The sequence below is a fragment of the Dermatophilus sp. B7861-1 genome, from assembly GCF_058996045.1.
Genome location: NZ_CM180082.1, coordinates 1,705,209 through 1,719,238, shown reverse-complemented (window position 1 = coordinate 1,719,238; position 14,030 = coordinate 1,705,209). Strand labels below are relative to the sequence as shown.

The following is a 14,030-nucleotide window of genomic DNA, read 5'->3' as shown; positions in this document are numbered from 1 at the left end:
GTTCTCCTCAGAACTGGACGGTTTTGCGGGCCGTTTCGACGATGTCGGCGGCGTTGGGCATCCAGATGGATTCGGCCATGCCGAAGGGGAAGGTGGTGTCGGGGGCGGTGACTCGGCCAACGGGTGCGTCGAGTGTCATGAAGGCGCGTTCGGTGATTTCGCTGATGAGTTGTCCGGTGATGCCGCTTTGGCGTTGTGCTTCTTGGCAGGCGATGGCGCGGTGGGTTTTTTCTACTGATTCCAGGACGGTGTGCATGTCGATGGGGGAGACGGTGCGTAGGTCGATCACTTCGGCGTTGATGCCTTCGTTGGCGAGGGTGGTTGCTGCGTTGAGGGCTTCGTGGACCATGAGGCCGTAGGCGATGATGCTGATGTCGGTGCCTTCACGCACGATGTTGGCTTTGTCTAGGGGGACGGTGTAGTGGCCGTCGGGGACTTCGCCTTTGACGGTGCGGTACATGCGGAGGTGTTCGAGGAAAAAGACGGGGTCGTTGTCTTCGATGGCGGAGATCATGAGGCCTTTGGCGTCGTAGGCGGTGGCGGGGATGACGACGCGTAGGCCGGGGATGTGGGACAGGAGTCCTTCGATGTTGTCTGAGTGCAGTTCGGGGGTGTGTACTCCGCCGCCGAAGGGGGCTCGGATGACCATGGGCATGGAGCGGGTGCCGCCGTAGCGGTAGCGGAATCGGGCGATTTGTCCGGCGATGGCGTCCATGGCTTCGAAGACGAATCCGCCGAATTGGAGTTCGGGTAGGGGGCGCCAGCCTTCGTTGGCGAGGCCGAGGGCCAGGCCCATGATTCCGGATTCGGCGAGGGGGGTGTTGAATACGCGGTCTTGGCCGTAGGTGGCTTGGAGGCCGTCGGTGATGCGGAAAACGCCGCCGTTGTGGCCGACGTCTTCGCCGAAGATGAGGGTGGTGGGGTCTTGGGCGAGTTTGAGGTCTAGGGCGGCGGTGATGGCTTGGGCGAGGGTCAGTTCAGCCATGATCAGTTGTTCTCCTTGGCTTGGTAGACCGCGATTTGTTCGGTGATGTTCTGGGGTGGGTTTTCGTACATGTTGGTCAGGAAGGTGCTGACTTTTTGGGCGGGGATTTTTCCCATGTCGGTGATGGCTTGTTTGACTTCGGCTTTGACTTGTTCGTCGATGTGGTGGGCCATGTCCTCGTTCCAGAGGTTTTTGCTGGTGAGATGGGTGGCTAGGCGGGTGACGGCGCTGCGGGAGATCCACATGTCGACTTCGTCGTCTTCGCGGTAGCGTTTGGGGTCATCGGACATGGTGTGGGCGCCGGTGCGGTAGGTGAGGGCTTCGATGAGGACGGGCCCGTTTCCTGCTAGTGCGTATTCGCGGGCTTGTTTAACGGCTAGGTAGAGGGCGATGGGGTCGTTGCCGTCGATGCGTAGGGAGGGGATGCCTGCGGCGACGCCTTTTTGGGCGATGGTGGCGGCGGCGGTTTGTTGGGTCAGGGGGGTGGAGATGGCCCATTGGTTGTTTTGGACCACGACGATCAGTGGTGCTTTGTAGATGCCGGCGAAGTTGAGTCCTTCGTAGAAGTCGCCTTGGGAGGTGGCTCCGTCACCGCAGTAGGCCATGACAACGTGGTTGTCGCCTTTTTTCTTTTTTCCTAGGGCTACTCCGGCGGCGTGGGGGATGGACCCGCCGACGATGACTTGGGGTGTCCAGGCTTGGAAGTCGGGTTCGTAGGTGTTGCCTTCGACGTGTCCGCGCCACCAGAGGAATGCTTTCCACATGGGCAGGCCGTGTTTGATGAGGGGGGCGATGTCTCGGTAGGTGGGGACGAGGAAGTCGCCTTTGTCGAGGGCGGCGAGTGTGGCGAATTGGCTGGCTTCTTGGCCGCCGCCGGGGGCGTAGTTGGCTAGGGTTCCTTGCCGGTTGAGCATGGTGATGCGCACGTCGAATGTTTTGGCCCATTGCAGGTCTTTCATGAGCTGCACGAGGGTGTTGTCGTCGATTTTTTGCGCGGCTTGGGGGTCGACGATGGTGCCGGTTTCGTCGAGCACTTGGATGATGGGGAAGTCTTCGGCGTAGGTGGTGACCAGATGGGCCAAATCGATGTTGGTCAGGGAGTGGGTGGTTGTCATGGGCTGCGCATCTCCTGCTTGTCGAGCGACCTTGTCAAGCACTGTATGAGCAGGTGATGTGGCTGATCCTGGGTTGGGGCGAGGAGTTTATAGCGGTGTTTTATGTACCTATGAGTCTGGGCGTGGGCATGAGTGCGGCCGGGTAGGTGAGTTCAGGACTTGCCTACCCGGCCGTGGTGGTTGCTGGGTTAGTTGCTGCGGTGGGCTTGGTAGTACTCGATGAGGGATTTGGTGGAGGAGTCTTGGTCGGCGAGGGCTTGGGCATCGCCGCCGACGGCGGGGGTGATTTGGGTGGCGAGTTGTTTGCCGAGTTCTACTCCCCATTGGTCGAAGGAGTCGATGCCCCAGACGATTCCTTGGGTGAAGGTGATGTGTTCGTAGAGTGCGATGAGTTGGCCTAGGACGCTGGGGGTCAGGGCGGGGGCCATGATGGAGGTGGTGGGTTTGTTCCCGGTGAATACGCGTGCCGGGACGATGTTTTCGGCGGTTCCTTCGGCGCGGACTTCGTCGGCGGTTTTACCGAAGGCGAGGGCTTTGGTTTGGGCGAAGAAGTTGGCGAGGAAGAGTTCGTGGACGTCTGCGCCTGCAGCGGTGCTGTCTTTGAGGGGGTGTGCGGGGGTGGCGACGGCGATGAAGTCGGCGGGGATGAGTTGGGTGCCTTGGTGGATGAGTTGGTAGAAGGCGTGTTGTCCGTTGGTGCCGGGTTCGCCCCAGAACACTTCGCCGGTTTCGGTGGTGACGGGGGTGCCATCCCAGCGCACAGATTTTCCGTTGGATTCCATGGTGAGTTGTTGCAGGTATGCGGGGAATCGGTGGAGGTATTGGGCGTAGGGAAGGACGGCGTGAGTGCTGGCGCCGAGGAAGTTGCGGTACCAGATGTTCAGCAGTCCCATGAGGGCTGGGACGTTGCTGGCTAGGGGGGTGGTGCGGAAGTGTTCGTCGATGGCGTGGAATCCGGCGAGGAAGTCACGGAAGTTGTCTGGCCCTAGGGCGATGGCTAGGGCGGTGCCGACTGCGGAGTCGACGGAGTAGCGGCCGCCGACCCAGTCCCAGAATCCGAAGGCGTTGTTGGGGTCGATCCCGAAGGCGCTGACTTTGTCCAGGGCGGTGGAGACGGCGACGAAGTGTTTGGCGACGGCTTCGGAGCGGGAGTTCTCGGAGCCGTCGATGGCGCCGTTGGTGGTGAGGGTGTCAAGGAGCCAGGTTTTGGCTAGGCGGGCGTTGGTGAGGGTTTCGAGGGTGGTGAATGTTTTTGAGGCGACGATGATGAGGGTGGTTTCGGGGTCGAGGTCGTGGAGTTTTTCGGCGCCGTCGGTGGGGTCAATGTTGGAGATGAAGCGGCAGGTGAGGCCTTTTTGGGTATAGGGCAGGAGGGCTTCGTAGGCCATGACGGGGCCGAGGTCAGAGCCTCCGATGCCGATGTTGACGACTGTTTCGATGCGTTTGCCGGTGACGCCTTTCCAATCACCGGAACGGACTTTGTCGGCGAATGCATAGACGCGTTCGAGGGTGTCATGGACGTCGGCGGTGACGTTTTGGCCATCCACGGTGAGGCTGGTGGTGGCGGGGGCGCGTAGGGCGGTGTGTAGGACTGCTCTGTCTTCGGTGATGTTGATGTGTTCGCCTGCGAACATGGCGTCGCGTCGTTCGGTGAGGTTGACCTGTTCGGCGAGGTGGATCAGGGCGGTGAGGATTTCGTCGGTGATGATGTTTTTGGATAGGTCGACGTGTAGGTCGGCGGCGTGGAAGGTGAAGCGTTTGGCGCGGTTGGGGTCGTGTGCGAACCAGGCGCGTAGGTCGGGGGTTGCTGTTTCCTTGAGCGTGGTTAGCTCGGCCCAGGCTGTGGTTGCGGTTGCATCAACGGGGGTGGTCATGCTGTGCACCTTCCGGTCGTTTCGTTCGTCGGTGCCCAATCGGCCGCTCGAAACGGTGTGAGAGGTCGGGGGCGTGAGCCGCGCATAGATGTGGCTGCTCTCGTTCTCCAGCCTAGTTGCAGGACAGGGAAAGTTACTGAAGTGCTTCGGGGTCATTGAGCAGGAGGATGGCCTGCCGGTCTGCCGCGCTGAGGTAGACGTTGCGGCGTGGTTGTTCATCCGGCGCCCAGAAGGCTTCTCGTCCCGTTACCCCGAGATCACCGCGGTGGGTGTACCCGGCTGCTTCCAGCTTGTCGATCGCGGCAGGAATCTCCTCGTCGCTAGCGACGAGGATGTCGATGTCCAGGGTAGGTTTGGCGGCCTGGCACGGACGTGGATCCCACGTGCGCCGTCCTGTTAGCACAGCCTGAGCAGGCCTGACCTCGACTGCGACGTGACGCCAGGTGTGTGGCGTGATTTGCACCCAGAGATGCCCCATGCACATGTATGGTGGCCTCGTTGACAACCCGTTAACTGACATCCTTTAAAGACCGTCCCGTGAGGCGGGTAAGGAGGTCTGTTCGCCATGGCGTCAGACAACAAGCATGCCCTGAAACAGGGTGAATCAGATCCGGCTATCGCCGAGACATTCCGCACAGTTCTTGGGCCAGATGAAATTGCCCGCGCTTTGCGCCGCATGGCCCACGAAGTCCTCGAAGCAAACAAAGGTAGTGAGGACCTCATCGTTCTCGGTATCCGCACTCGCGGAGTTCCTTTGGCTTGCAGGCTAGCCACGTTGATGACTGAGGTTGAAGGCCGCCCAGTCACAGTGGGCAACCTGGACATCACGCTCTACCGCGACGATCTGCGCAGCAACCCGACTCGCTCCCTAGAGGGCACATCGATCCCCACCGGAGGTATCGATGACAAAGTCGTGGTTCTCGTAGACGACGTTCTCTACTCGGGCCGTACTATCCGTGCAGCTCTGGATGCGCTCAATGACTTGGGGCGTCCTCGCGCAGTCCGCTTGGCAGTCCTGGTGGACCGTGGCCACCGTGAGCTACCCATCCGGGCAGACATCGTTGGTAAGAACCTGCCCACCTCCAGCAAAGAACGCGTTGCCGTGACGGTCTCAGAAACCGATGGGATCGATGAGGTCCGCATCTACGGAGGCGAGGCCTGATGCAACTGCCACACTTGCTCGACACCGAGGGTTTAAGCCGTCAGACCATCACGACCATCCTCGACACTGCCGAGGAGATGGCGCAGGTGCAGCAGCGGGAAGTGAAAAAACTTCCGGCACTGCGTGGACGCACCATCGTCAACATGTTCTTCGAGGACTCCACACGTACGCGGCTGTCTTTTGACCTTGCCGCTAAGCGCCTGTCCGCAGACACGATGGCTTTCACCGCCAAGGGCAGCTCTACTTCCAAAGGCGAGTCACTGCGCGACACGGTTCTTACCCTTAAAGCGATGGGTGTCGATGGGTTTGTCATTCGTCACTCCGTCTCCGGGGCACCCAAACTCGCAATGGAATGGAGCGGCCTGCCGGTTCTGAACGCTGGTGATGGGCGTCACGCTCACCCCACCCAAGCACTGCTCGACGCATTCGCGATGCGGCGAGCCTTGGGCGACTTGGAAGGCAAGCACGTCGCCATCGTTGGTGACTTGCTGCACAGCCGGGTGGTCCGCTCGAACCTGTACAGCCTGGCTGCTTTGGGAGCACGGGTCACCTTGGTCGCCCCGGGCACGCTATTCCCCGACGGGGTCCGTGACTGGGAAGTGATGGGTACTCCCGGTTTCACCTGCACCACTAACTTCGATGAGGTTGTCGAAGACGCCGACGCCATCATGATGCTGCGTGTGCAGCGTGAGCGCATGAGCGGTGGATTCTTCCCCTCCGAGAACGAATACACCGACAGGTGGGGCCTGACGCGCGAGCGACTGGCCCGCATGAAAGACAACGCGGTGATCTGCCACCCCGGCCCCATGAACCGCGGACTGGAAATCTCACCGGAGGCCGCTGACGCAGCGAACTCCCTCATCCTCGACCAGGTCTCGGCAGGTATCTCCGTGCGCATGGCCGTGCTCTACCACATCTTTTCCGGCGACCAGATGAGTGCAGGGGAGTCCCGATGACCAGCACGAACAACAACAACCGCACAGTCGTTATCACGAACGCTTCCCTGCTGGGAGAACGCAGCGCCGACTTGGTCATCACCGACGGTGTGATCAGTCAGATCACCGAGCCAGGCACAGCCAACGTCTCTGACGCCTTGACCATCGACGCTACCGGTCTCATCGCTCTTCCTGGCCTCGTCGACCCGCACACGCACCTGCGTGAGCCGGGCCGCGAAGACGCAGAGACCATTCTCACTGGTACCCGCGCTGCCGCAGTGGGTGGCTACACCGCCGTCATGGCGATGGCCAACACCACCCCGGTCACGGACACCGCAGCCGCTGCTGAGTGGGTCCACGACGCCGGTGTCGCCACGCCCTACTGTGACGTGCACCCGGTAGGCGCTGTCACTAAAGGACTCAACGGTGAAGAGCTAGCCGAGCTTGGATTGATGAATTCTTCCCGCGCTGGCGTCACCATGTTCAGTGACGACGGTAAATGTGTCGCTGACCCGGTGATCATGCGTCGAGCGTTGCAGTATGTCGCTGCTTTCGATGGCGTGATCGCTCAGCACAGCCAAGACCCGCGACTAGCTCCTGGATCTTCCTGCTGTGACGAAGGCCCCGTTTCTGGCCGGCTGGGGCTGCCCGGATGGCCCGCAGTCGCAGAAGAGTCGATTATCGCCCGCGACATCATGCTCGCTAAGTCCGCGGGCGCTCGCCTGCACGTGTGCCACCTGTCCACTGCTGGGGCTGTTGAGCTGGTCCGGTGGGGTAAGGCGCAGGGAGTCAACATCACTGCCGAAGCAACGCCTCACCATCTGGCACTGACTGCTGATCTGCTTGAGTCGTATGACTCCGTCTATAAAGTGAACCCGCCGCTGCGGTCGATGAAAGACGTTGAAGCGCTGCGTGCTGGGCTAGCAGACGGAACGATCGATATGGTCGGCACAGACCACGCTCCACACGCATTGGTCGATAAGCAGCATGACTTCGCGGTTGCCGCTAACGGCATGCTTGGCCTTGAAACCGCCCTATCTGTGGTCAGTGACGTGCTCGTCCACACGGGGGCTATGACATGGGCTGATGTTGCCCAGTCGATGTCTGTGCGACCTGCTGCTTTGGCTGGCCTGTCCGATCAAGGCCGCCCCCTGGAAGTGGGGGAGCCGGCCAATATCGCGCTGGTTGACCCGCAAGCCACGTACACCGTTGACCGTGAGGAGAGCGCCAGCATTTCGCGTAACAACCCGTGGCATGGACGCACCTTGCGTGGCCGTGTCCGCCACACTCTGCTGCGCGGCGTGCCTACCTTCCTCAACGGTGAACTCGCCGACCTGCAGGTAACCCCTCGAGGAGGGTGCGCGTGAGCGAGAAGACCGCCACTTTCTCTCTTGACGCCGGGGCGGCCATTCTCACTGAATTACAGCGAAGCCCGGCCGTTCTCGTTCTCGAAGACGGCCGGATCTTTCGCGGGCGTGCCTACGGAGCTATTGGATCCACCACCGGCGAAGCTGTCTTTAACACCGGCATGACCGGTTACCAAGAGACACTCACAGACCCCTCATATCACCGGCAAGTTGTTGTGATGACGGCCCCGCATATCGGCAACACCGGCGTCAACGACCACGATGTCGAATCACGACGAATCTGGGTGGCTGGATACGTAATCCGTGAGGCCGCCCTTCGCCCGAGTAACTGGCGTAGCCAACGTCACCTCGAGGACGAATTGCGTGAGCAAGGAATCGTCGGTATCTGCGGTGTCGACACCCGAGCGATTACCCGCCACTTACGCACTCAGGGTGCTATGCGTGTCGGTATTTTCTCCGGCACCGCCGCTGAACACAGCGACACGGAACTGCTAGAACAGGTCCGATCTGCGCCGCAGATGGCCGGGTCGGCCCTCGTCGATGAGGTCACCGTCGCAGCAGCCGTGGAGTACTTTCCCGAAGGTGAACCTGCCTTTGTGGTGGCGCTTGTGGATTTGGGTATCAAAGACATGAGCATCCGTAACTTCACGCGGCGTGGCGTGAAAGTTGTTGTGCTGCCTGCGAGCGCAACTTTCGATGATGTGATGTCTGTGCGCGGTGTTCACACCGAGCATGGCCCCGATGGTGTGTTCTTTTCTAACGGTCCGGGAGACCCCGCCACCGCAGACCACCAGGTCGATCTTCTCCAACAGGTTTTGCGCCACCGCATTCCCTACTTCGGGATCTGTTTCGGTAACCAAATCCTGGGCCGGGCTCTTGGGTTCAGTACCTACAAGCTGCGGTTTGGTCACCGTGGCCTCAACCAGCCGGTGAAGGTGTGCGCTACCGGCAAGGTCAATATCACTGCACAAAACCATGGTTTCGCTGTTGATGCCCCGATTGATGAGGACGTTACCGCTGCGGCGAATGCTTCCTACGGTCGTGTCCGGGTTTCTCACGTGGGCCTTAACGACAATGTTGTCGAGGGGCTGCAATGCTTGGATATCCCAGCGTTCTCCGTGCAGTTCCATCCCGAGGCAGCTGCTGGGCCCCACGACAGCCAATATGTTTTTGACCAGTTCATCGCTCTCATGGGGCAGGTGCACGGTGTCGAAGAAGTAGCCGCCGAGACCAGGATCATTGATCCCCTTATCGCCCAGATCAAAGAGGGCGTACATCAGCAGCCTCATCACCTGAGCGCCGGTGAGGCTGGCCAGGCAGCAGCGACCACCACGGAAGGAAAGGGTCACTGATGCCCAAACGTGATGACATCAATTCCGTTCTCGTCATTGGTTCTGGGCCGATTGTTATCGGGCAGGCCGCCGAATTTGACTACTCCGGTACACAGGCGTGCCGGGTGCTGCGCGCTGAAGGGCTGCGCGTGATCTTGGTTAACAGCAACCCGGCCACGATTATGACTGACCCGGACATCGCTGATGCCACATACATCGAACCCATCGAACCGAGCATTCTCGAACGCATCATCGCCAAAGAGCAGCCAGATGCGATCCTGGCTACTCTCGGTGGGCAAACCGCGCTCAATGCAGCTATTGCTTTGCACGAAAACGGCGTCCTCGACACATACGGCTGCTCCTTGATCGGGGCGAACGTAGAAGCTATCCAGCTCGGGGAAAACCGTGAGCTGTTCAAAAGTGTGGTCGAAAAAGTCGGTGCCGAGTCCGCGGCGTCACTCATCTGCCACACCATGGACGAAGTCCTTGCAGGTGCAGAGCAACTCGGCTACCCCCTCGTTGTTAGGCCTTCCTTCACCATGGGTGGACTGGGGTCAGGCTTCGCTTACAACGAAGAAGACTTACGCCGCATCGCTGGGGCTGGTTTGGATGACTCACCCACCACCGAGGTCCTTCTCGAAGAGTCCATCCTGGGCTGGAAAGAATACGAACTCGAGGTCATGCGTGACCACGCTGACAACGTCGTCGTGGTGTGCTCAATCGAGAACGTCGACCCAGTCGGGGTGCACACAGGTGACTCCATCACTGTTGCTCCCGCGCTGACCCTCACTGACCGCGAATACCAACGCATGCGTGACATTGGTATCGCCGTCATTCGTGAGGTCGGTGTTGATACCGGTGGCTGCAACATCCAGTTCGCGGTGAACCCCGTTGATGGGCGAATCATCGTGATTGAGATGAACCCGCGTGTTTCACGGTCTTCAGCGTTGGCTTCTAAAGCCACGGGATTCCCGATCGCGAAAATCGCCGCGAAGATGGCGATCGGGTACACCCTCGATGAGGTGCCTAACGACATCACGGAGAAAACTCCGGCTAGTTTTGAGCCGACACTCGATTACGTGGTCGTTAAGGTGCCGCGTTTCGCTTTCGAGAAATTCCCCGATGCCGAAGACGTTCTCACCACCACGATGAAATCTGTCGGCGAAGCGATGAGCTTGGGCCGTAACTTCACCGAGGCACTGCAAAAGGCGCTGCGTTCCACTGAACGCCAAGGGGCAGGGTTCCATTGGCGCCCGGGCACAATTCCTTCTCGGGAACAGGCCATGTGCCTACTGGAACAGGCGGCGATCCCTCGCGATGGCCGTATCGAACTGGTCCAACAGGCTCTGCGCGCCGGAGTCAGTGTTGAAGAGGTATTCGAGGCAACCAAGATTGACCCGTGGTTCCTTGACCAGATCGCGCTGCTCAACGCGGTAGCTGATCAGGTGGCGCGTAGCCAAAATAGCAGCGGCACCATCGACCCGCAGATTCTCCGGTTGGCGAAACGTCATGGATTTTCTGACGCCCAGCTCGCCGAAATCCTCAGCACTGATGAAGCAGTGGTGCGGGGGGTGCGTCATGCCCTGGGAGTACGCCCGGTATACAAAACAGTCGACACTTGTGCGGCAGAATTTGCTGCCAGTACGCCGTACTACTACTCCACCTACGACTGCGAAACGGAAATCGCCCCCCGTGAACAACCGGCGGTAATTATTCTCGGGTCGGGCCCAAACCGAATCGGTCAGGGAATCGAGTTCGACTACAGCTGCGTGCACGCCAGTTTCGCGTTGCGGGATGCCGGATTCGACACGGTCATGGTCAACTGCAACCCCGAGACCGTCTCCACGGACTACGACACCTCGTCGCGGCTGTATTTCGAACCGCTCACTCTCGAAGATGTCCTCGAAATCATCCACACCGAACGCCAGGCTGGCCCGGTAGCTGGAGTGGTCGTTCAACTGGGTGGACAAACCCCACTGGGGTTGGCGGCTGCGCTCAAAGCTGAGGGAGTACCGATTGTTGGTACCTCACCAGAAGCTATCGACCTCGCTGAAGACAGGGGGGCGTTCGGGCGGGTTTTGGAGGCAGCAGGGCTGCCCGCGCCGAGCAACGGCATCGCCTACAGCTCAGGCCAAGCCGTGGAGATCGCTGCGGGTATTGGATATCCGGTTTTGGTTCGTCCAAGCTATGTCCTGGGTGGTCGCGGTATGCAGGTGGTGTATGACGACCCGACCCTGATTGAGTACGTCGACCGTGCCACGTTCACTGACACCGAGCATCCTGTCCTTATTGACAGGTTCCTCGATGACGCAATCGAGATAGACGTTGATGCGCTTTTCGATGGGCACGAAATGTATCTCGGCGGCGTGATGGAGCACATCGAAGAAGCCGGAATCCACTCCGGTGACTCTGCCTGCGTGTTGCCGCCGATTACGCTAGGTCCTAGCGAAATCGAACGTATCCGAGAGTCCACTCGACTGTTGGGAGAAGGCATCGGTGTACACGGCCTGTTGAACGTGCAGTTCGCGTTGACCCAAGACATCCTCTACGTGCTAGAAGCCAACCCTCGCGCTAGTCGCACGGTTCCTTTCGTCGCTAAGGCCACAGGGGTCCCGCTGGCAGCAGCTGCTTCCCGAATTATGTTGGGCGCCACTATTCAACAGCTGCGTGAAGAGGGAATGCTCCCACAGGTAGGGGATGGATCCACCCTCACCGCCAATGCGCCGCTGTCAGTTAAAGAAGCCATCTTGCCATTCAAACGGTTCCGCACCGCCCAAGGTCGAGTTGTTGACTCTGTGCTCGGGCCGGAGATGCGTTCGACTGGTGAAGTCATGGGAATTGATGCCACGTACGGCGCCGCGTTCGCTAAAACACAGATGGGGGCGCTCGCGGGACTGCCTACTGCGGGTAGGGTTTTCGTTTCGGTGGCTGATCGGGATAAGCGTGCCATGATTTTCCCGATCAAACGCCTTCATGAGATGGGCTTCTCACTTCTTGCTACTGAGGGAACGGCGCAAGTGTTGCGACGGAACGGAATCCCCACCGAACCCGTTCGTAAACACAGTGAGGGTCGTGGACCTGGCGGCGAGCCAACAGTCGTGGAGGAGATCTTGGCGGGTAACGTCGACATGGTCGTGAACACCCCTGGCAGCGGTAAGGCTCGGGCGGATGGGTACACGATCCGCACGGCAGCTACGAGTCAAGGGCTCCCTATCATTACGACGGTGCAGCAGCTCGGTGCGGCAGTGCAAGGCATGGAGGCCCTGATGGCTGACTCGATCACGATCGGGTCTATCCAGGAGCACGCGGTGAAGCTGAATCAGGCTCAGCCGGTAAGAGAGGAGCGCGCATGAGTGCGCGACGCACGGTTCACGTCGAGGCTCGACTGGTAGCGACGAGACCAGCGGGTCATTACCAGTACATGACGTTCACTGCGCCAGGCTTGCCCGATCTGGCTAAGCCTGGGCAGTTCGTTGGTATCACTGTGGGTGGGCAGATGAGTGGCGCGTTGCTGCGTCGTTCTTTTGCCCTTCATGCGGTCAGTCCTGCTGCGGATCGTTCTGAAGAAGACATTCTGGACATTGTTGTTTCCCCCGCGGGTAAGGGCACGGACTGGTTGGCCAACCTGGAGGTTGGTTCGTACGTGGATTTGGTTGGTCCGCTCGGTAGGGCGTTCCCGTTGCCGCGTGAGCGGGTCAATTGTGTGCTTGTTGGTGGCGGTTATGGCAGTGCGCCGCTGTTTTGGTTGGCGGCGGCGCTGCGCGAGCGCGGTTGTCATGTCGAGTTCATTCTCGGCGCGGCCACGAATGACCGTCTGTTCGGAGCGGATAAGGCTGAACGATATGCCGATGGCGTCACCATCGTCACGGACGATGGTTCTCGTGGGCAGCAGGGGTGGGTTTCTGATCCACTTCCTGAGGTTATTCGCCGTAGTGATGCGTCGGTGGTGTACGCCTGTGGCCCGATGGGCATGCTTGAGTCGGTGACGCGGGTTGCTGGCGAGATGGGTGTGATCGCGCAGGTCTCTGTGGAAGAGGCCATGGCGTGCGGTATCGGTGTGTGCATGACCTGCACGATGCCGGTGACTGGGTCCGATGGGTTGACGCGGATGGTGCGTAGCTGCGTGGAAGGGCCCACTTTCCGCGGGGATCGGGTTCGTTGGGATGCGTGGAATGACGGGTACTGCCAAGTTCCTGCTGATGCGGTTGGTGCCCCAGGAAATGGAGGTCACTGATGTTTTCACGCAAACGTGACGCTGTGGTTGTTGATGAGACACCGGTCGCCGCGCGGGAGGCAGCCACTGAAGTTGACCTGACTTCTCAGCTGGGGCCATTGACGCTTGCGAACCCGGTCATGACTGCTTCTGGGTGTGCCTCTAACGGGCGGGAGTTGCACAACTTCTTCGACGTCTCCGCACTGGGGGCGTTTGTCACCAAGACAGTCCTTGCTGACCCGCGTTCGGGGCGGGGAACACCGCGCATGGCTGAGACTCCTTCAGGCATGCTCAACTCGATTGGTTTGCAGGGCCCGGGCATTGAAGCGTTTTGTGAGAAAGATCTTGCTTGGCTTGCCTCAGTGGGAGCACGGGCGTTGGTGTCGGTTGGCGGCAATGATGCCCGTGAGTACGCGCAGGTAGCCCAGACTCTGCTTGCCTGTGAGCACGCTGGAGCGATTGCGGGTATTGAGCTGAACATTTCGTGCCCCAATGTTGCTAACCGTGGGCTCGTCTTCGCTTGTGATCCAGTTTCTGCTGCCGAGGTTACTGAGCGGGTGCGGCGCGTCGTTGGTGAGACTGTTCCGCTGTTCGTCAAGCTCAGTGCCGATGTCACTGACCTAGTTGAGATAGCGCGCTCTGTGGTGCACGCTGGCGCCGACGGCTTGACCATGATCAACACTCTGCTCGGTATCGAAATCGATACGGTGCGGATGCGTCCCCACTTGGCTGGTGTTACGGGCGGGCTCTCAGGCCCGGCTGTGCGCCCAGTAGGAGTGCGGGCAGTGTGGCAGGTCGCTAATGCCATGCGTGATGGCCGTATACCTCCTCGTCCCATCATCGGAGTCGGTGGTGTGCGTACAGGCGCCGATGCGCTTCAGTACCTTGCTGCGGGTGCTGCGGCTGTTCAGGTCGGTACGGCCGTCTTCAATGACCCTCATGCGCCGGTGCGGGTGATTGAGGAGTTGGCGGCGGAGTTGGATGCGCGTGGATACACGACGGTTTCGGAGGTTGTTGGCGCCGCTCTTCCGCTTTCGTAATTGATCTG

The 14,030-nt window shown here is 60.0% G+C and carries 11 protein-coding genes; 7 read left to right on the top strand and 4 right to left on the bottom strand.

Annotated features, from left to right (window positions below):
• Positions 1-7 precede the first annotated feature (7 nt).
• The 4 genes from AC2T9U_RS07615 to AC2T9U_RS07600 all read right to left on the bottom strand — a co-directional run bounded on the left by AC2T9U_RS07615 (position 8) and on the right by AC2T9U_RS07600 (position 4,452).
• Positions 8-985, bottom strand: a complete 978-nt coding sequence (locus AC2T9U_RS07615; protein ID WP_208303193.1) for an alpha-ketoacid dehydrogenase subunit beta — start codon at positions 983-985, stop codon at positions 8-10.
• A gap of 2 nt (positions 986-987) precedes the next feature.
• Entirely contained in the window at positions 988-2,100 is a 1,113-nt protein-coding gene (gene pdhA, locus AC2T9U_RS07610; protein WP_493695704.1) for a pyruvate dehydrogenase (acetyl-transferring) E1 component subunit alpha, read from the bottom strand.
• A 188-nt stretch (positions 2,101-2,288) separates the two neighbouring features.
• On the bottom strand, positions 2,289-3,974 hold the full coding sequence (gene pgi, locus AC2T9U_RS07605; RefSeq protein WP_493695703.1) for a glucose-6-phosphate isomerase: 1,686 nt from the start codon (positions 3,972-3,974) through the stop codon (positions 2,289-2,291).
• Positions 3,975-4,107: 133 nt separating this feature from the next.
• Positions 4,108-4,452 (bottom strand): GrpB family protein, encoded by a 345-nt coding sequence (locus AC2T9U_RS07600; RefSeq protein ID WP_493695702.1) that lies wholly within the window; start codon positions 4,450-4,452, stop codon positions 4,108-4,110.
• A gap of 87 nt (positions 4,453-4,539) precedes the next feature.
• Here AC2T9U_RS07600 and pyrR point away from each other — a divergent pair, with 87 nt between their 5' ends.
• From pyrR to AC2T9U_RS07565, 7 genes are read left to right on the top strand one after another with little or no spacing between them, the layout of a single operon-like run.
• Positions 4,540-5,136, top strand: a complete 597-nt coding sequence (gene pyrR, locus AC2T9U_RS07595; RefSeq protein WP_115029785.1) for a bifunctional pyr operon transcriptional regulator/uracil phosphoribosyltransferase PyrR — start codon at positions 4,540-4,542, stop codon at positions 5,134-5,136.
• Complete coding sequence (locus AC2T9U_RS07590; RefSeq protein WP_208303196.1) at positions 5,136-6,092, top strand: aspartate carbamoyltransferase catalytic subunit; 957 nt, start codon at positions 5,136-5,138, stop codon at positions 6,090-6,092. Before pyrR ends, AC2T9U_RS07590 begins: the two co-directional genes overlap by 1 nt.
• Positions 6,089-7,438 carry a dihydroorotase gene (locus AC2T9U_RS07585; RefSeq protein ID WP_493695701.1) on the top strand — a complete coding sequence of 450 codons (1,350 nt, stop codon included), beginning with the start codon at positions 6,089-6,091 and terminating at the stop codon, positions 7,436-7,438. Before AC2T9U_RS07590 ends, AC2T9U_RS07585 begins: the two co-directional genes overlap by 4 nt.
• A 41-nt stretch (positions 7,439-7,479) precedes the next feature.
• The gene (gene carA, locus AC2T9U_RS07580) at positions 7,480-8,790 is read left to right on the top strand and encodes a glutamine-hydrolyzing carbamoyl-phosphate synthase small subunit (protein ID WP_493696944.1); all 1,311 of its coding nucleotides are present in this window, start codon (positions 7,480-7,482) and stop codon (positions 8,788-8,790) included.
• On the top strand, positions 8,790-12,122 hold the full coding sequence (gene carB, locus AC2T9U_RS07575) for a carbamoyl-phosphate synthase large subunit (protein ID WP_493695700.1): 3,333 nt from the start codon (positions 8,790-8,792) through the stop codon (positions 12,120-12,122). Before carA ends, carB begins: the two co-directional genes overlap by 1 nt.
• Complete coding sequence (locus tag AC2T9U_RS07570) at positions 12,119-13,003, top strand: dihydroorotate dehydrogenase electron transfer subunit (protein ID WP_493695699.1); 885 nt, start codon at positions 12,119-12,121, stop codon at positions 13,001-13,003. The genes carB and AC2T9U_RS07570 overlap by 4 nt, the downstream gene beginning before the upstream one ends.
• Positions 13,003-14,022, top strand: coding sequence for a dihydroorotate dehydrogenase (locus AC2T9U_RS07565; protein WP_493695698.1), 1,020 nt, complete (start codon positions 13,003-13,005; stop codon positions 14,020-14,022). Before AC2T9U_RS07570 ends, AC2T9U_RS07565 begins: the two co-directional genes overlap by 1 nt.
• Positions 14,023-14,030 lie beyond the last annotated feature (8 nt).

Excerpts from the sequence above, each read along its gene's own strand:
- AC2T9U_RS07615 (WP_208303193.1), bottom strand. The coding sequence starts at position 985 with ATGGCTGAACTGACCCTCGCCCAAGCCATCACCGCCGCCCTAGACCTC.
- pdhA (WP_493695704.1), bottom strand. The coding sequence starts at position 2,100 with ATGACAACCACCCACTCCCTGACCAACATCGATTTGGCCCATCTGGTC.
- pgi (WP_493695703.1), bottom strand. The coding sequence starts at position 3,974 with ATGACCACCCCCGTTGATGCAACCGCAACCACAGCCTGGGCCGAGCTA.
- AC2T9U_RS07600 (WP_493695702.1), bottom strand. The coding sequence starts at position 4,452 with ATGGGGCATCTCTGGGTGCAAATCACGCCACACACCTGGCGTCACGTC.
- pyrR (WP_115029785.1), top strand. The coding sequence starts at position 4,540 with ATGGCGTCAGACAACAAGCATGCCCTGAAACAGGGTGAATCAGATCCG.
- AC2T9U_RS07590 (WP_208303196.1), top strand. The coding sequence starts at position 5,136 with ATGCAACTGCCACACTTGCTCGACACCGAGGGTTTAAGCCGTCAGACC.
- AC2T9U_RS07585 (WP_493695701.1), top strand. The coding sequence starts at position 6,089 with ATGACCAGCACGAACAACAACAACCGCACAGTCGTTATCACGAACGCT.
- carB (WP_493695700.1), top strand. The coding sequence starts at position 8,790 with ATGCCCAAACGTGATGACATCAATTCCGTTCTCGTCATTGGTTCTGGG.
- AC2T9U_RS07570 (WP_493695699.1), top strand. The coding sequence starts at position 12,119 with ATGAGTGCGCGACGCACGGTTCACGTCGAGGCTCGACTGGTAGCGACG.
- AC2T9U_RS07565 (WP_493695698.1), top strand. The coding sequence starts at position 13,003 with ATGTTTTCACGCAAACGTGACGCTGTGGTTGTTGATGAGACACCGGTC.